This window comes from Streptomyces sp. NPDC093795, from assembly GCF_044764665.1.
Classification (GTDB): Bacteria; Actinomycetota; Actinomycetes; order Streptomycetales; family Streptomycetaceae; genus Streptomyces.
In genome coordinates, this window is the sequence record NZ_JBIWIO010000011.1 from 78,761 (window position 1) to 96,026 (window position 17,266).

Sequence of the window (17,266 nt, forward strand, 5' to 3'; positions counted from 1 at the left end):
ACACGCTGGGATACACAACCCACACCCCCCCCGCCGGGGGTCCGGGCCCGGGGGCCCCCCCCGGGACCGCCCCCCCCCCCCCCCGCCGGGGGGGGGGGGGGCCGGGGACCCCCCCCGGCCCCCCCGCCCTCATCTGCGTGTGCCCTCAGGTGGGCCGCCGGGCTAGCGGCGCGGCACCGCTTCTCCGCTGGCCGCGTCCACCACGGGCCGGTCGCCCAGCGGACTCTGGAGCGTCACGGTCCGCGTGATCTCCTTGGCGACCATGATGCAGACCCGGTCCTGGTCGATCGGCTTCTCGGCGATCCGTACCGACACCTGCGCCGGGGTCTCCTCGGCCGTCACGGTGTACGTGCTGCACACCCCGCCCCAGAAGGTGACCGTCAACTTCCGGCCGGCCTCGTCCGTACGGAACGACTCGACCTGCCGCGGCTTCGCCGTACCGTCCTCGGGAGACGGCGGGGGCGTGGGCGTCGGCGAGGGCTTCGCCGGCGGTGCCAGGTGCTCCGGCGCCACCGCCGTCCGCACCACCGTGTACGGCGCCGCGTCCGCCGGGTCCGCGGTGAACAGCCACGACGGTACGAGCAGCCGCCCGCCGGCCACGTCCCGCGCGGCCAGACCGAGCACCGCGCCCGTCACCGGCACCTGATCAGGGGCCGCCCTGTCCACGATCGTCTGGCAGGGTGCGGTCGGCTCCGCCTTCCCAGGGACCGGCGTCCGCGTGTCTTCCTTCCCGATGCCGGGCACGTCCGCGGCCGGCGGGGCCGTGTCGCAGTGGCCGATACCGATCGGGCCGGTGCCCTTCGAGTCCTCGTTGAGCGCGGCGAGCGCCTTCGCCGCGCCGATCACCGGATACGTGGCGCCCTCGACCGGCTCCTTGAGCATCCCGCTCCCGGCGACCGTCCGGCCGTCCCGCGCGATGTGCAGCCCCGTGGACCAGCCGTAGGTCGGCAGGCCGCCCACGACCGGGTCGGCGTTGACCACCCGTACCGAACCGTTCATCACCTGGGTCGCGGTGACCTTCGCGTCGTCCTGCCCGAGCGCCTTCAGGACGGGCGCGGCCGCCGCCTTCGCCGCGGCCTCGCTCAGCGGCGTACCGCCCGGTGCCGGCTTCGTCTCTCCCGGCGGCGGGCAGGCCTTGCCCTTGAGGCAGGTGTCACCGGCCGGGCCGCCGTCGTACCAGGAGTACGTCCAGTTCCCCGGGGCCTTGTGCGACACGTCGAGGCGGGGCCCCGAACCGTCCTTCTCGGGCCGGATCGTCCAGACCTCGCCCACCAGGGCGGGGCTCCCGGAGATGCCCAGCGCCTGCGCCAGCCTGGTCACCTCCGCCGAGGTGACCAGGCCCTCGGGCCGGTGGACCGCGGCCGAGGAGGGCCCTTGGGGGAGTGGGCCCTTGGCTGTGTAGACGGTCCCGTCGGGGCCGCCTCCGGGGTCCGGCTCGCCGGGAGCGATCCCGGGGCCGCCCCGCGTACTGCCGCCGCCGTCGCCGTCCAGGCGCAATGGCGGGGGCGGTCCGGACGCGTCGGCGGCGGCCCGGGTGGCGGGGCCGTCGCCGCCGTCACCGGACGCCGTGGTGGCGAGGTAGACGCCACCGCCTCCGGCGAGCAGCACACCCGCCGCCACCGAGGCGGCCAGGACGTTCCGTCGCCTCCGTACGTTCTCCGTACCGCTCACCACAAGCTCCCTCTCCTCGACCGGACGCCGATGGGACGGAGCGGACGCGCTCGCGGTTCCGTCCGTCAGCCCCCGTATTCCGCGGTGGCGTCGATCAGCCGGGCTGAGGCCGCGGGTACGACGACCCCGTGGATCAGCGTGGGGGAGACCGGAGCTGGGGCCGGGGAGACCGGGGTCACCCAGTGCGGAGCCATGCGCACGCCGGCGCCGCGCAGGTCGGCGAGGCTCAGCTCCGGCTCGTGTCGCTCGCGAGGAGCGGGGTACGTGGTCATGGGCGCACCGTATGCACCGCACGCCCCCGGGGAAAAGGCCTACTCTGGGGTAGTTTCCGCTGTTCGGCAGCCGCGCCCCCACCCGGTAGCGTGAACTGACGGCCGTCGACGACCGTCCGTCGCCCTCGACGCCCCTTCAATCGAATCCCGCAGGAGCACCCCGCCGTGCGTATCGCAGTCACCGGCTCCATCGCCACCGACCACCTCATGACCTTCCCCGGCCGGTTCGCCGACCAGCTCGTGGCCGACCAGCTCCACACGGTGTCCCTCTCCTTCCTCGTCGACAACCTCGACGTCCGGCGCGGCGGGGTCGGCCCCAACATCTGCTTCGGCATGGGACAGCTCGGCGGCGCACCGATCCTCGTGGGCGCGGCGGGCTACGACTTCGACGAGTACCGCGGGTGGCTCGACCGGCACGGCGTCGACACCGGATCGGTGCGCATCTCCGAGGTGCTGCACACCGCGCGCTTCGTCTGCACCACGGACAAGGACCACAACCAGATCGGCTCGTTCTACACGGGTGCGATGAGCGAGGCCCGGCTGATCGAGCTCAAGGCCGTCGCCGACCGGGTCGGCGGGCTCGACCTGGTCCTGATCGGCGCCGACGACCCCGAGGCGATGCTCCGCCACACGGAGGAGTGCAAGACGCGGGGGATCCCCTTCGCCGCCGACTTCTCGCAGCAGATCGCCCGCATGGGCGGCGACGACATCCGCACCCTCCTCGAAGGCGCGGCCTACCTCTTCTCGAACGAGTACGAGAAGGGCCTCATCGAGTCCAAGACGGGCTGGACCGACGCCGAGATCCTCTCCCGCGTCGGGCACCGCGTCACCACGCTCGGCTCGCGCGGTGTGCGGATCGAGCGGGTCGGCGAGAACCCGATCGAGGTCGGCTGCCCCGAGGAGACGGCGAAGGTCGACCCGACGGGTGTCGGCGACGCGTTCCGCGCGGGCTTCCTCACGGGACTGTCGTGGGGTGTCGGTCTTGAGCGGGCGGCGCAGGTCGGGTGCATGCTGGCGACGCTGGTGATCGAGACGCTGGGGACGCAGGAGTACACGCTGCGGCGGGCGAACTTCATGGAGCGCTTCAAGAAGGCATACGGCGAAGAGGCGACCACAGAAGTCCAGTCCCACCTGAACTAACCCCCCGCCGCGCCGCGCCGGGGGGCTACCCCCCCCCGCCGCACCGGGGGGGGCGTCAGGAGACGCGTCGCACCACGTACGCCCGGCCCCCCCGAGGCGAAGCCTCCTCGCCCAGGTATTCCTGGCCCCGCATCTCGCACCATGCGGGAACGTCCAGCCGCGCCGCCTCGTCGTCCGACAGCACCGTCACCGTCCCCCCCACCGGGACCTCCCCGAACACCTTCGCCAGTTCGATCACCGGGATCGGGCACCGCTTGCCCAGGGCGTCCACGACGAGCGGGCCCGCGGTGGCCGCCGGGGCGGGGGACGCGGCCGGGGCGCCGAGTCGTTCCCGTACCCCCGCGACCAGACCCGGCAGGACGTCGAGGAAGCGGTCCACGTCGTCCTCCGCGGTGCCGGCCGGCAGGGACACCCGGACGTTCCCCTCGCTCAGTACACCCATCGCGCGCAGCACATGGCTGGGCGTCAGCGTCGAACTCGTACACGACGAACCGGACGAAACGGAGAAACCCTCCCGGTCCAGCTCGTGCAGGAGCGTCTCCCCGTCGACGTACAGACAGGAGAAGGTGACCAGGTGGGGGAGCCGCCGCACCGGGTCGCCCACCACCTCCACATCCGGCACCAGCTCCGGCACCCGCGCCCGGATCCGGTCCACGAGACCCCGCAGCCGCGCCCCCTCGGCTTCCGCCTCCGCCCGGACCGCCCGCAGCGAGGCCGCCGCCGCCACGATCGCCGGCAGGTTCTCGAAGCCGGGCGCCCGGCCCGACTCCCGCTCGTCCGAGGGGCCTTGCGGCGCGAACCGGACGCCCTTCCGTACGGCGAGCAGCCCCACCCCCGCCGGCCCGCCCCACTTGTGCGCGCTCGCGGCGAGGAGCGACCAGGCGCCCTCCACCGGCCCCCAGCCCAGCGACTGGGCCGCGTCCACGAGCAGCGGCACGCCCGCCGCCCGACAGGCCTCGGCCACCTCGGCCACCGGCTGTGCGGTCCCCACCTCGTGGTTGGCCGACTGGAGACACGCCAGGGCCGTCCCGGAGTCGAGGGCCGCCGCGAAGACGTCCGCGTCGACCGCCCCGGACCGGTCCACCGGCACCTCGGTCACAGCTCCGCCGGCCGCCGTGTGCGTCTCGGCCGCGTGCAGGACGGAGGAGTGCTCGACCGCGGAGACCACGAGCCGGTTCCCGACACGCCGACGCCCCGCGAGGGCTCCGGAGATTCCCGCGTGAACCGCGCGCGTCCCCGAAGGGGTGAACACCAGCTCGTCCGGGCGGCAGCCCACGGCCTCCGCCGTCGCCTCCCGCGCCGCGTCGAGGAGCAGCCGGGCCCGCCTGCCCTCCCGGTACAGCCGGGCCGGGTCGGCCCAGCCCTCGTCCAGGGAGGCGAGCAGCGCCTGACGGGCGACGGGGTGCAGCGGGGCGGCGGACGCGGTGTCGAAGTACGGCATCCGCCCACGGTAGAGGCTGGGGGCCGGTGCTCCTCGTCCACCCGTGGCGCGTCCCCGCGCCGACCCCCGTGAGTCCCCGTCAGAACAACACCCCGCCGCACCGGCAGACGCCCGAACGGACGCGTCCTACCCCCCTCCGGAACCCCGGAGTCCACCCCTTCGGGGACTCGGACGGCGCGTTGGGCACCCTCCCCGCGCGACCCCAAATAGCGTCCAGTAGGGTTTGGTCCGCATAAACATCCAAACCCCTGCCCGCGGCACGGGGCGGCGACCGACCAGCGAGACGGACGGCCGTGGCCGACCAACGCGGGCCGAGACTCTCGGGAAGGCGCTACGTGAGTCCCAACGGCTCCGACCGCTCGTCGCGGCGCCCGATGCGGCGGAAGCTGCCGCAGGTGCTGACTGCGGGCCTGATCCTGGCGACAGCCACGGGCTGCTCGTACAACTGGGAAGACTTCCCCCGCCTTGGCATGCCCACCCCCGTCACGGAAGAGGCGCCTCGGATCCTCTCCCTCTGGCAGGGATCGTGGGCGGCCGCGCTCATTACCGGAATCCTGGTGTGGGGCCTGATCATCTGGTCCGTCATCTTCCACCGGCGGAGCAGGACCAAGGTGGAGGTACCTCCGCAGACCCGTTACAACATGCCCATCGAGGCGCTGTACACGGTCACCCCCCTCATCATCGTCTCGGTGCTCTTCTACTTCACCGCGCGCGACGAGTCGAAGCTCCTCGAGCTCACCCCGAAGCCGACCCACACGGTCAACGTGGTCGGCTACCAGTGGAGCTGGGGCTTCAACTACGTCGAGAACGTGCCCGGTGTGACGGGCGACGCCAAGACGGACAAGAACCTCGCCTCGATCCCGGACAAGTTCCTCGCGGACTTCCCGGAGAACGCCGGCGGAGTCTACGACGCCGGTATCCCCGGCGACCGGAACCCGCAGAACGGCAACCCGGGCCCGACCCTGTGGCTGCCGAAGGGCGAGAAGGTCCGGTTCGTCCTGACCTCCCGTGACGTCATCCACTCCTTCTGGGTGGTCCCCTTCCTGATGAAGCAGGACGTCATCCCGGGGCACACCAACTCCTTCGAGGTGACTCCCACGCGTGAGGGCACCTTCATGGGCAAGTGCGCCGAGCTGTGCGGTGTCGACCACTCCCGGATGCTCTTCAACGTCAAGGTGGTCTCCCCGGAGCGCTACCAGCAGCACCTGAAGGAGCTGGCCGAGAAGGGGCAGACCGGCTACATCCCGTCTGGCATCGAGCAGACGGACCCGGCCAGGAATGCGGAGAAGAACCAACTGTGAGCATCCACAACGAAACCCAGGGTGCCGCCGCAGCTGAGGACTCGTACGAGAACGAGCTGCCCGTACGGCGCAAGCAGCCCGGCAACGTCGTGATCAAGTGGCTGACCACCACCGACCACAAGACGATCGGCACGCTCTACCTGGTCACGTCGTTCGTCTTCTTCTGCATCGGCGGACTCATGGCGCTCTTCATGCGCGCCGAGCTGGCCCGTCCGGGTACGCAGATCATGTCGAACGAGCAGTTCAACCAGGCGTTCACGATGCACGGCACGATCATGCTGCTGATGTTCGCGACGCCGCTGTTCGCCGGATTCGCGAACTGGATCATGCCGCTGCAGATCGGCGCGCCCGACGTGGCGTTCCCGCGGCTGAACATGTTCGCGTACTGGCTGTACCTCTTCGGCTCGATCATCGCGGTGGCCGGCTTCCTCACCCCGCAGGGTGCGGCGGACTTCGGCTGGTTCGCCTACTCCCCGCTGTCGGACGCCGTCCGCTCGCCGGGTGTCGGCGCCGACATGTGGATCATGGGTCTGGCCTTCTCCGGCTTCGGCACGATCCTCGGTTCGGTCAACTTCATCACCACGATCATCTGCATGCGTGCCCCCGGCATGACGATGTTCCGGATGCCGATCTTCACCTGGAACGTGCTGCTGACCGGTGTCCTGGTCCTGCTCGCCTTCCCGGTCCTGGCGGCCGCGCTGTTCGCCCTCGAGGCGGACCGCAAGTTCGGTGCGCACATCTTCGACGCGGCCAACGGTGGAGCGCTGCTCTGGCAGCACCTCTTCTGGTTCTTCGGCCACCCGGAGGTGTACATCATCGCGCTGCCGTTCTTCGGCATCGTCTCCGAGGTCATCCCGGTCTTCAGCCGCAAGCCGATGTTCGGCTACATCGGTCTGGTGGCCGCGACCATCGCGATCGCCGGTCTCTCCGTGACCGTGTGGGCCCACCACATGTACGTCACCGGTGGCGTCCTCCTACCGTTCTTCTCCTTCATGACGTTCCTCATCGCCGTACCGACAGGCGTGAAGTTCTTCAACTGGATCGGAACGATGTGGAAGGGCTCGCTGTCCTTCGAGACACCGATGCTCTGGACGATCGGCTTCCTGGTCACCTTCACCTTCGGTGGTCTGACCGGTGTCATCCTGGCCTCGCCGCCGATGGACTTCCACGTCTCCGACTCGTACTTCGTCGTCGCGCACTTCCACTACGTCGTCTTCGGCACCGTGGTCTTCGCGATGTTCGCCGGCTTCCACTTCTGGTGGCCGAAGTTCACGGGCAAGATGCTGGACGAGCGCCTGGGCAAGATGACGTTCTGGACGCTGTTCATCGGCTTCCACGGCACGTTCCTGGTGCAGCACTGGCTCGGTGCCGAGGGCATGCCGCGTCGTTACGCGGACTACCTCGACGCCGACGGCTTCACCGCGCTGAACACGATCTCGACGATCTCCTCCTTCCTGCTCGGTCTGTCGATCCTGCCGTTCCTCTACAACGTCTGGAAGACCGCCAAGTACGGCAAGAAGATCGAGGTCGACGACCCGTGGGGCTACGGCCGCTCGCTCGAGTGGGCGACGTCCTGCCCGCCGCCGCGGCACAACTTCCTCACCCTGCCGCGGATCCGTTCCGAATCCCCGGCGTTCGACCTGCACCACCCCGAGATCGCCGCTCTCGACCAGCTCGAGAACAAGGGGCACGCCGCCGAGGCCCTCGTGGGCAGCAAGGAGGCCGGCAAGTGAAGATCCAGGGCAAGATGTTCATCTGGCTGAGCGTCTTCATCCTTGCCATGGCCGTCCTGTACGGCGTGTGGTCGAAGGAGCCGGTCGGCACCACGGCGCTGTTCCTCGCGTTCGGCCTGTCCATCATGATCGGCTACTACCTGGCCTTCACGGCCAAGCGTGTCGACGCGATGGCGCAGGACGACAAGGAGGCCGACGTCGCGGACGAGGCCGGTGAGGTCGGCTTCTTCGCCCCGCACAGCTGGCAGCCGCTCTCGCTGGCCACCGGCGGCGCGCTCGCCTTCCTCGCCATCGCCATGGGCTGGTGGCTGCTGTACTTCTCGTTCCCGCTGATCCTGGTCGGCCTCTTCGGCTGGGTCTTCGAGTTCTACCGCGGCGAGAACCAGAACCAGTAGCGATACCCCGCTCCGCACCGGAGCACACCGAGGGGCCCGGACACTTCGTCACCGAAGCGTCCGGGCCCCTCTTTTGCAGCACTCGGCGCGCTGCCGCGAAGGATTGTTCTTACGGTGAGTCCATGAACGACACGCCGCGCATTCGGACTGTTCTGAGCTGCACTTTTCTGGCTGTCACCGTCACCGCGGGCGCCACCGCCTGCACCGGCAGCGACGGCCACCCGCTGTCCGCGAGGGCCTACGACGCGGCGGGCCAGCTCGCGGTCAGCGCCCCCGCCGACGGCGCCAAGGCGGACCCCGAGAAGCCCCTGGAGATCACCGCCAAGGGCGAGGGCGGCCGGATCACCGACGTCACCGCCACCGACGCCTCAGGACACCACCTGGCCGGCGAACTCACCGCCGACGGGCAGCGCTGGCGCTCCACGGCCGCCCTGGCGGCCGGCGCCCGCTACACCGTCCGCGTCTCCACCGAGGACGGGGACGGCGCTCCAGGCGCCCGTACGTTCACTTTCGAGACGGCCCCGGCCAAACGGGGCCTCACCGTGACCTTCGGGCCGGAGGCGGGCACGTACGGCGTCGGACAGCCCGTCACGGCCGACCTCAGCCTCCCCGTCAAGGACCGCAAGGCGCGCGGCATCGTCGAACGGGCCCTCAAGGTCCGCTCCACCCCCTCCGTCGAGGGCGCCTGGTACTGGGTGGACGACAAGAAGCTGCACTTCCGCCCGAAGGAGTACTGGCCCTCGGGCACGCGCGTCACGGTCACCGGCAACCTGGACGGCCTCAAGGTCGGCGACAAGCTCTACGGCGGCGCGTCCAAGCCGCTGAAGCTCACCATCGGCGACCGGATCGAGGCGATCGCGGACGCCGGGTCGCACTACATGACCGTGAAGCGCAACGGAGAAGTGATCAACACCATTCCGGTGACCACCGGCAAGCCCGGCTTCTCCACCCGCAACGGCATCAAGGTGGTGCTCGGCAAGGAGTACTACGTCCGGATGCGGGGCACCAGCGTCGGCATCGCCGAGGGCAGCTCAGAGTCCTACGACCTGCCCGTCTACTACGCCACCCGGGTGACCTGGAGCGGCGAGTACGTCCACGCCGCGCCCTGGTCCGTCGGCTCACAGGGCGTGGCGAACGTCAGCCACGGCTGTGTCGGCATGTCGACGGGGAACGCGGCCTGGTTCTACGAGACCGTCCGCCCCGGCGACATCGTCAGGACCGTCAACAGCTACGGCGACACGATGGACACCTTCGGCAACGGCTTCGGCGACTGGAACCTGTCCTGGGACAAGTGGCGCCAGGGCAGCGCCCTGGTGGAGGCCACCGGAAACCCGGTGCCCTCCACGGAGAAGGCCCGCCTCAGGCCCTCGATCTGAGGAGATCCGATCAGCTCAGGAGGCGATCGCGAGGCGCGTGCGCAGCAGGGCCGCCAGGGACGCCGCGAAGTCGACCGGTTCCACCGGAAGGGTGACCGCGGCGTCCGCGCGGCTCCAGGTGGCCAGCCAGGCGTCCTGCGGGCGCCCGATCAGGAGCAGTACCGGAGGGCAGTGGAAGACCTCGTCCTTGAGCTGCCGGCAGACGCCCATGCCGCCGGCGGGCACCGCCTCGCCGTCCAGCACACACACGTCGATGCCGCCCTCGTCCAGGCGCTTCAGCACCGCCGGCAGCGTCGCGCACTCCACGAACTCGACCGGGGGGACGTCGGACGCGGGCCTGCGCCCGGCCGCCAGCCGTACCTGCTCGCGGGTGTTCGCGTCGTCGCTGTAGACCAGGACCGTGGCACTCGACTGCATCGTTCCTCCGGCTGGGAAGGCGGGTGGGTCGTCGTCGACCGATGCGCGGATGCTACTCCGGTCCACACCTCGTCAACACCCGTTCAACACCTGTTCGAAGGGTGCTCGGGGGCCGTCGCACTGGGCCGTTCGGGCTGGACACACCCCTCTGACACTCCGAACGGCACCCCCCGGAGTGAGGGCGGGATAAGCGACCGACATAATGTCGGTCGTGGCGACAGTAACGACAGTAGAAACAGGGCACGCGCACCCGTCGGTCAATCGACCGAACCTCACCAGCGTCGGAACCATCATCTGGTTGAGTTCCGAGCTGATGTTCTTCGCGGCCCTCTTCGCGATGTACTTCACCCTGCGATCGGTGACAGGTGCCGACTATTGGAAGGCCCAGGCAGAACACCTGGCCTTCCCGTTCTCGGCGACCAACACCACGATCCTGGTGCTCTCCTCCCTCACCTGTCAGCTCGGCGTATTCGCCGCCGAGCGGGGCGACGTGAAGAAGCTCAGGACGTGGTTCATCGTCACGTTCGTGATGGGTTCGATCTTCATCGGCGGCCAGGTCTTCGAGTACACCGAGCTGGTCAAGGACGCGGGCATGTCGCTCTCGTCCGGACCGTACGGCTCCGTGTTCTACCTGACCACCGGCTTCCACGGCCTGCACGTGACGGGCGGACTCATCGCCTTCCTGCTGGTCCTCGGCCGGACGTACGCCGCCAAGAGGTTCACTCACGAGCAGGCAACCGCCGCCATCGTCGTGTCCTACTACTGGCACTTCGTCGATGTCGTCTGGATCGGCCTCTTCGCCACGATCTACATGATCAAGTAATCGGCGCCGCCGACACGGCGGACCGAGACATCCAGCAAGCATCGACGCAGAAGATCCTGACACCGGGGTAATCCGTGAAAAAGCTCTCCGCACGACGACGCCATCCGCTGGCGGCGGTCGTCGTCCTACTTCTCGCGCTGGCGGCCACTGGGGGGCTGTACGCCGCGTTCGCGCCCGCGGGCACGGCGAAGGCCGATGAGACCGCCCAGTCCCTCGCCATCGAGGAGGGGAAGAAGCTCTACTCCGTCGGCTGCGCCAGCTGCCACGGAACCGGCGGTCAGGGCACCACTGACGGCCCGTCCCTCGTCGGCGTCGGTTCGGCGTCCGTCGACTTCCAGGTCGGCACGGGCCGCATGCCGGCCCAGCAGCCGGGCGCCCAGGTCCCGAAGAAGAAGGTCATCTACTCGCAGGCTGAGATCGATCAGCTCGCGGCGTACGTCGCCTCTCTCGGTTCCGGCCCGGTCACGCCCGCCGAGAGCCAGTACGACACGGCCGGCGCCAACCAGGGCCGCGGTGGCGAACTGTTCCGCAACAACTGTGCCCAGTGCCACAACTTCACCGGTGAGGGTGGCGCGCTGACCTACGGCAAGTACGCCCCCAGCCTCGAAGGCGTGAGCGCGAAGCACCTCTACGAGGCCATGCAGACCGGCCCGCAGAACATGCCCTCCTTCCCGGACACGACCATGCCGGAGAAGGAGAAGAAGGACATCATCGCGTACGTCCAGGCCGTCAACAGCGACAAGGCCGACAACCCGGGCGGTCTCAAGCTCGGTGGCCTCGGCCCCGTCAGCGAGGGCCTGTTCGCCTGGATCTTCGGTCTGGGTGGGCTCATCGCAGTTGCCATCTGGGTCGCGGCCCACACCGCTAAGGCCAAGAAGTCATGAGTACCCAAGAGATTCCAGAAGAGAACCTGCCGGCAGGGCAGGACACCGCGCACGGCGCGGTGAAGGTCGCCGACGACCCGTTCGCCGACCCGGGCCTCCCGCCCCACAAGCCCCGCATCCAGGACATCGACGAGCGGGCCGCCCGTCGGTCCGAGCGCGCGGTCGCCTTCATGTTCACGCTGTCGATGCTGGCCACGGTCGGCTTCATCGCCTCGTACGTGATCTTCCCGGTCGACAAGATCGTGTACATCTGGCCCTTCGGCCGGGTGTCCGCGCTCAACTTCGCGCTCGGCTGGACCCTCGGTCTCGCCCTCTTCTTCATCGGCGCGGGCGCGGTCCACTGGGCCCGCACCCTGATGTCCGACGTCGAGGTCGCCGACGAGCGTCACCCGATCGAGGCGTCGCCCGAGGTCAAGGCGAAGGTCATGTCGGACTTCGCGGCCGGTGCCGCCGAGTCGGGCATGGGCCGCCGCAAGCTCATCCGCAACACGATGTTCGGCGCGCTGTCGCTCGTACCGCTCTCCGGCATCGTGCTGCTGCGTGACATGGGCCCGCTGCCCGAGAAGAAGCTCCGGACCACCATGTGGGCCAAGGGTCTTCAGCTCATCAACATGAACACGCACGAGCCGCTTCGTCCCGAGGACGTCGCCGTCGGTTCGCTGACCTTCGCGATGCCCGAGGGCCTCTCGGAGCACGACCACCACTTCCAGACCGAGATCGCCAAGGCCGCCCTGATGATCGTCCGGATCCAGCCGGAGGACATCAAGGACAAGCGCGAGCTCGAGTGGTCGCACGAGGGCATCGTCGCCTTCTCGAAGATCTGCACCCACGTGGGCTGCCCGATCTCCCTGTACGAGCAGCAGACGCACCACGTCCTCTGCCCGTGCCACCAGTCCACCTTCGACCTCTCCGACGGCGCCCGCGTCATCTTCGGCCCGGCCGGTCACGCCCTCCCGCAGCTGCGGATCGGCGTGAACGACAAGGGCTTCCTGGAGGCGCTCGGCGACTTCGACGAGCCCGTCGGTCCTGCCTTCTGGGAGCGCGGATGAGCACCGTGACCGATTCACCGAAGAAGGCGCCCGCGGGTGAGCGGGTCGCCGACTGGGCCGACGGACGGCTGGGGATCTACTCGCTGGCCAAGGCCAACATGCGGAAGATCTTCCCGGACCACTGGTCCTTCATGCTGGGCGAGATCTGCCTCTACAGCTTCCTCATCATCATCCTGACGGGCGTCTATCTGACGATGTTCTTCCACCCGTCGATGAACGAGGTGGAGTACGCCGGACCGTACGTCCCGCTCCAGGGACAGCTGATGTCCGAGGCGTTCAACTCGACCATGCACATCTCGTTCGAGGTGCGCGGTGGTCTGCTGATCCGGCAGATCCACCACTGGGCGGCGCTGATCTTCCTCGCCGGCATGTTCGTGCACATGATGCGCGTGTTCTTCACGGGCGCGTTCCGTAAGCCGCGTGAGATCAACTGGCTGTTCGGCTTCCTGCTGTTCTTCCTGGGCATGTTCACCGGTTTCACCGGCTACTCGCTCCCGGACGACCTGCTCTCCGGCACCGGTGTCCGCTTCATGCAGGGCGCGATCCTGTCCGTGCCGGTCATCGGCACGTACCTGTCGATGTTCCTGTTCGGTGGCGAGTTCCCCGGCGGCGACTTCGTGGCCCGGTTCTACTCGGCCCACGTGCTGCTGCTGCCCGGCATCATGCTCGGCCTCGTGGTGGCCCACCTCATCCTGGTGTTCTTCCACAAGCACACGCAGTTCGCCGGCCCCGGCCGCACGAACAACAACGTCGTGGGCATGCCGCTGCTGCCGGTCTACATGGCGAAGGCCGGAGGCTTCTTCTTCCTGGTCTTCGGTGTCATCGCGATCATCTCGGCGATCGCCTCGATCAACCCGATCTGGGCGCTCGGCCCGTACCGTCCCGACATGGTGTCCACCGGCGCCCAGCCCGACTGGTACATGGGCTTCGCCGAGGGTCTGATCCGCGTCATGCCGGGCTGGGAGATCAACCTCTGGGGCCACACGCTGGTCCTCGGCGTGATGATCCCGCTGGCCATCTTCCCGGCGGTCCTCGCGGCGATCGCGGTCTACCCGTTCATCGAGTCCTGGATCACCGGCGACAAGCGCGAGCACCACATCGCGCAGCGCCCGCGCAACGCTCCGACGCGCACCGCCTTCGGTGTCGCCTGGATCACCGCGTACATGATCATGCTCGTGGGTGGTGGAAACGACCTCTGGGCGACCCACTTCCACCTGTCGCTCAACTCGATCACCTGGTTCGTGCGGATCTTCTTCTTCGTCGGCCCGGTCATCGCGTTCATCGCCACCAAGCGGATCTGCCTCGGCCTCCAGCGCCGCGACAAGGACAAGGTGCTGCACGGCCGCGAGTCCGGCATCATCAAGCGCCTGCCGCACGGTGAGTTCGTCGAGGTCCACCAGCCGCTCAGCCAGGGCGAGCTGCACCGCCTCACGGCGCACGAGCAGTACGAGGCCGCGGCGCTTCCGCCGGCGGTCGACGAGAACGGCGTGGAGCGCAAGACCGGTCGCATGGAGAAGCTCCGGATCAAGCTCAACAAGGGCTACTACGGCGACGACAACCAGATCGCCAAGCCCACGGTCGAGGAGTACAAGGAGATCCAGGACGGCCACGGCCACCACTGATCACCCTGAACACCTGACCTCCTGAAGGTCGCCACGGCGAGAGCCCCGTCCATTCGATGGACGGGGCTCTTTGCCGTCCCCCGGGGTCGATAGGGTGGCCCTCGTACCCGTCACGTGACGACCAGGAGCTGCCATGAGCGCTGCGACCCCCGCTGGAGGACCTACGTCGGCGGGCCGCTCCTGGCCCGTCGTGCTGGAGGGCCTGCTGACCGGCCGCGACCAGAGCGCCGAGGACACCGCCTGGGCGATGGACCGGATCCTGCGCGGCGAGGCCACCGACGCCCAGATCGCCGGCTTCGCGGTCGCCCTGCGTGCCAAGGGCGAGACCGTGGAGGAGATCTCCGGGCTCGTCCGCACCATGTACGAGCACGCCAACACGATCGAGGTGCCCGGCCCCTCCGTCGACATCGTCGGCACCGGAGGCGACGGCGCCAAGACCGTCAACATCTCGACCATGTCCGCGATCGTCGTCGCCGGCACCGGCGCCAAGGTCGTCAAGCACGGCAACCGGGCCGCGTCCTCGGCCTCCGGCGCCTCCGACGTCCTGGAGAAACTCGGCGTCAACCTGGAGCTGACCCCGCGGCGGGTCGCCGAGGTCGCGGAGGAAGCCGGGATCACCTTCTGCTTCGCGGTGAAGTTCCACCCGGCGCTGCGTCATGTCGCCGCGGCCCGCAAGGAACTCGGCATCCGGACCACCTTCAACTTCCTCGGTCCGCTCACCAACCCCGCCCGGGTCCGGGCCCAGGCCACCGGTGTCGCCGACGCCCGGATGGCTCCGATCATGGCCGGGGTGCTCGCCGAGCGCGGTTCCTCCGCGCTCGTCTTCCGCGGCGACGACGGGCTCGACGAGCTGACCACCACCGCCACCTCGCGGGTCTGGGTGGTCCGCGACGGCTCGGTGCGGGAGGAGGCCTTCGACCCCCGGGATGTCGGCATCGACCTCGTACCGGTGGAGGCGCTGCGCGGCGCGGACGCCTCGTTCAACGCGGACGTCGCCCGCCGGCTGCTCGCCGGGGAGACGGGTCCGGTACGGGACGCGGTGCTGCTCAACTCGGCGGCGGCGCTGACCGCGCTCGCACCGGGGGAGGGCACCCTCGTGGAGCAGATCCGTACCGGCATCGAGCAGGCCGCGGAGGCGATCGACTCCGGCCAGGCCCGCCGGGCCCTGGAGCGCTGGATCGCGGTCAGCAACGCGTAGGACCAGTCCCGCCGCCGTACGACCCCGGTCCAGCATGCGGACCGGGGTCTTGCGCTTCGGCGATCATGTGGCAGGATGCTCTACAGGTCACGAGTGACAGCGTTTTGGCCCCGGCTTGCTGTCCGGCAACCCTCCGTCCGTGGCGGGGTGCCCCGGGTGATGACCAGGCCGTAGGCAGCGAGGTCTACGGCAAGCGCGGACCCCTCGAACACCAGGGGTCCTGGTCTCTCGAGGAGCTTTTTCCGTGAGCAAGCGAATGCGATAGGGCGAGTCCGCCCCTTCTTCACCCCTCGGAACAGGGTCTCTTCCGCGTACCCGGCGTACCTGCGTACCCACGCACCCACACGTACCCGTGCGCGTCCCCGTCGTCTCCGAGGCATCACCCGTACCCCGCCGTCTCCGGCCGCGTACGGGATCACCGAAGCCATTCCGCACCGCCCGCCGGGAGATACCGCCATGTCCGCACACCCCCACGCCGCCGCCACCACCGCCGCCACCACCGCCGAGACCACCGCCGAGACCACCGCCGAGTCCGCCGACGCCTGCTGCGCCGCCCCGCTGCCCGTCCTCGGCCGGGACGTCACCGTCCCGCTCGTCACCGGCGGCGAGGTGACCTACGCGGCGCTCGACTACGCGGCCAGCGCCCCGGCCCTCCAGCGGGTGTGGGACGACGTCGCCGCGTACGCCCCCTACTACGGCAGCGTCCACCGCGGCGCCGGCTACCTCTCCCAGCTCTCCACCGACCTCTTCGAGAACAGCCGCGTCACCGTCGCCGAGTTCCTCGACTGCCGCCCCGGCGACCAGGTCGTCTTCACCCGCTCCACCACCGACTCGCTCAACCTGCTCGCCGCGACGCTCCCCGCCGGTTGCGAGGTCTTCGTCTTCGAGACCGAGCACCACGCCTCGCTGCTTCCGTGGCAGGACGCCCGCGTGACCTACCTCAACGCGCCGCGCACCCCCGAGCAGGCCGTCGCGACCCTGGAGCGCGCCCTCGCCGACCGCGACCCTCACGGCCCCGCCCTCGTCTGCGTCACCGGCGCCTCCAACGTCACCGGTGAGCTGTGGCCGGTGAAGGAACTCGCCGCCGCCGCACACGCCCACGGCGCCCGGATCGTGCTCGACGCCGCCCAGCTCGCCCCCCACCACCCCGTCTCCGTCCAGGAGCTCGACGTGGACTGGATCGCCTTCTCCGGACACAAGCTGTACGCGCCCTTCGGCTCCGGTGTCCTGGCGGGCCGCGCCGACTGGCTCCAGGACGCCGAGCCCTACCTCGCGGGCGGCGGCGCCTCCCGCAAGGTGGCGCGCCGGGCGGACGGCGGCGTGGACGTGGAGTGGCACACCACGGCGGCCCGGCACGAGGCCGGCTCCCCGAACGTCATCGGCGTGTACTCCATCGCCTCCGCCTGCAAGGCGCTCACCGAGGCCGGCTTCGACAGCCTCGTCGCACGCGAGCGGCACCTGATCGCCACGGTCCGCGAGGGCCTCGCCGAGGTCCCCGAGGTCAGGGTGCTCTCGCTGTTCGGCGACGACGCCCCCCGGGTCGGCGTCATCTCCTTCGTCGTGGAGGGCTGGAACAGCTCCCACTTCGCCGCCGCGCTCTCCGCCGAGTACGGCATCGGCGTCCGCGACGGACTCTTCTGCGCCCACCCGCTGGTCCGCACGCTCCTCGGCAGCGACCCGGGGACCCAGGGCGAGTGCGGCGCCCCCGAGGCCGCGCCCGGCGAGAAGTCCCTCAACGCCATCCGGGTGAGCTTCGGCGCCGGTACGCCCGACGAGCACGTGGAGCGGTTCGTCGGCGCCGTGAAGGAGCTCGTCCGCGACGGCGCCCGGTGGAACTACCGCACCGAGGACGGCCGCTGCGTCCCCGACCGCGGCTGAGCACTCACTCGTACGGGTGAAGGGGGCCTCCCGACCGGGAGGCCCCCTTCACTCATGGGTCGTGCG

At 69.8% G+C, this 17,266-nt stretch carries 15 protein-coding genes and 1 riboswitch; of the genes, 11 read left to right on the forward strand and 4 right to left on the reverse strand.

Features of this window, described 5'->3' with window-relative positions:
• Positions 1-162 precede the first annotated feature (162 nt).
• Complete coding sequence (locus ACIRB7_RS27040; protein ID WP_403603409.1) at positions 163-1,671, reverse strand: hypothetical protein; 1,509 nt, start codon at positions 1,669-1,671, stop codon at positions 163-165.
• A gap of 65 nt (positions 1,672-1,736) precedes the next feature.
• Complete coding sequence (locus tag ACIRB7_RS27045) at positions 1,737-1,943, reverse strand: hypothetical protein (RefSeq protein ID WP_403603411.1); 207 nt, start codon at positions 1,941-1,943, stop codon at positions 1,737-1,739.
• 165 nt (positions 1,944-2,108) lie between these two features.
• On the opposite strand from ACIRB7_RS27045, the gene ACIRB7_RS27050 reads away from it, so the two are divergent.
• Entirely contained in the window at positions 2,109-3,083 is a 975-nt protein-coding gene (locus ACIRB7_RS27050) for a carbohydrate kinase family protein (protein WP_403603413.1), read from the forward strand.
• Between the two features lie 55 nt (positions 3,084-3,138).
• Here the strand turns inward: ACIRB7_RS27050 and ACIRB7_RS27055 are convergent, their stop codons facing one another.
• On the reverse strand, positions 3,139-4,524 hold the full coding sequence (locus tag ACIRB7_RS27055; RefSeq protein WP_403603414.1) for a cysteine desulfurase/sulfurtransferase TusA family protein: 1,386 nt from the start codon (positions 4,522-4,524) through the stop codon (positions 3,139-3,141).
• Between the two features lie 335 nt (positions 4,525-4,859).
• Here ACIRB7_RS27055 and coxB point away from each other — a divergent pair, with 335 nt between their 5' ends.
• The 4 genes from coxB to ACIRB7_RS27075 all read left to right on the forward strand — a co-directional run bounded on the left by coxB (position 4,860) and on the right by ACIRB7_RS27075 (position 9,329).
• On the forward strand, positions 4,860-5,825 hold the full coding sequence (gene coxB / locus ACIRB7_RS27060; RefSeq protein WP_351214780.1) for a cytochrome c oxidase subunit II: 966 nt from the start codon (positions 4,860-4,862) through the stop codon (positions 5,823-5,825).
• Positions 5,822-7,558, forward strand: a complete 1,737-nt coding sequence (ctaD, locus tag ACIRB7_RS27065; RefSeq protein ID WP_351214778.1) for a cytochrome c oxidase subunit I — start codon at positions 5,822-5,824, stop codon at positions 7,556-7,558. The genes coxB and ctaD overlap by 4 nt, the downstream gene beginning before the upstream one ends.
• Positions 7,555-7,953 carry a cytochrome c oxidase subunit 4 gene (locus tag ACIRB7_RS27070; RefSeq protein ID WP_403603416.1) on the forward strand — a complete coding sequence of 133 codons (399 nt, stop codon included), beginning with the start codon at positions 7,555-7,557 and terminating at the stop codon, positions 7,951-7,953. Before ctaD ends, ACIRB7_RS27070 begins: the two co-directional genes overlap by 4 nt.
• 122 nt (positions 7,954-8,075) lie before the next feature.
• Positions 8,076-9,329, forward strand: a complete 1,254-nt coding sequence (locus ACIRB7_RS27075; RefSeq protein ID WP_403603418.1) for an Ig-like domain-containing protein — start codon at positions 8,076-8,078, stop codon at positions 9,327-9,329.
• Positions 9,330-9,344: 15 nt separating this feature from the next.
• Here ACIRB7_RS27075 and ACIRB7_RS27080 read toward each other — a convergent pair whose 3' ends face one another.
• The gene (locus ACIRB7_RS27080) at positions 9,345-9,746 is read right to left on the reverse strand and encodes a hypothetical protein (RefSeq protein ID WP_403603420.1); all 402 of its coding nucleotides are present in this window, start codon (positions 9,744-9,746) and stop codon (positions 9,345-9,347) included.
• A 202-nt stretch (positions 9,747-9,948) separates the two neighbouring features.
• On the opposite strand from ACIRB7_RS27080, the gene ACIRB7_RS27085 reads away from it, so the two are divergent.
• The 6 genes from ACIRB7_RS27085 (at position 9,949) to ACIRB7_RS27110 (ending at position 17,200) form a co-directional block, all read left to right on the forward strand.
• Complete coding sequence (locus ACIRB7_RS27085) at positions 9,949-10,569, forward strand: heme-copper oxidase subunit III (protein WP_351214770.1); 621 nt, start codon at positions 9,949-9,951, stop codon at positions 10,567-10,569.
• Positions 10,570-10,643: 74 nt separating this feature from the next.
• On the forward strand, positions 10,644-11,453 hold the full coding sequence (locus tag ACIRB7_RS27090) for a c-type cytochrome (RefSeq protein ID WP_403603423.1): 810 nt from the start codon (positions 10,644-10,646) through the stop codon (positions 11,451-11,453).
• Positions 11,450-12,502: a Rieske 2Fe-2S domain-containing protein gene (locus ACIRB7_RS27095; protein WP_403603425.1), complete on the forward strand. Its 1,053-nt coding sequence runs from the start codon at positions 11,450-11,452 to the stop codon at positions 12,500-12,502. Before ACIRB7_RS27090 ends, ACIRB7_RS27095 begins: the two co-directional genes overlap by 4 nt.
• Positions 12,499-14,124, forward strand: a complete 1,626-nt coding sequence (locus tag ACIRB7_RS27100; RefSeq protein ID WP_403603427.1) for a cytochrome bc complex cytochrome b subunit — start codon at positions 12,499-12,501, stop codon at positions 14,122-14,124. The genes ACIRB7_RS27095 and ACIRB7_RS27100 overlap by 4 nt, the downstream gene beginning before the upstream one ends.
• A gap of 133 nt (positions 14,125-14,257) precedes the next feature.
• Positions 14,258-15,322, forward strand: a complete 1,065-nt coding sequence (gene trpD, locus ACIRB7_RS27105; protein WP_403603429.1) for an anthranilate phosphoribosyltransferase — start codon at positions 14,258-14,260, stop codon at positions 15,320-15,322.
• Between the two features lie 85 nt (positions 15,323-15,407).
• Positions 15,408-15,524: riboswitch (SAM riboswitch) on the forward strand.
• 254 nt (positions 15,525-15,778) lie between these two features.
• Positions 15,779-17,200 (forward strand): aminotransferase class V-fold PLP-dependent enzyme, encoded by a 1,422-nt coding sequence (locus ACIRB7_RS27110; protein ID WP_403603431.1) that lies wholly within the window; start codon positions 15,779-15,781, stop codon positions 17,198-17,200.
• Positions 17,201-17,266 lie beyond the last annotated feature (66 nt).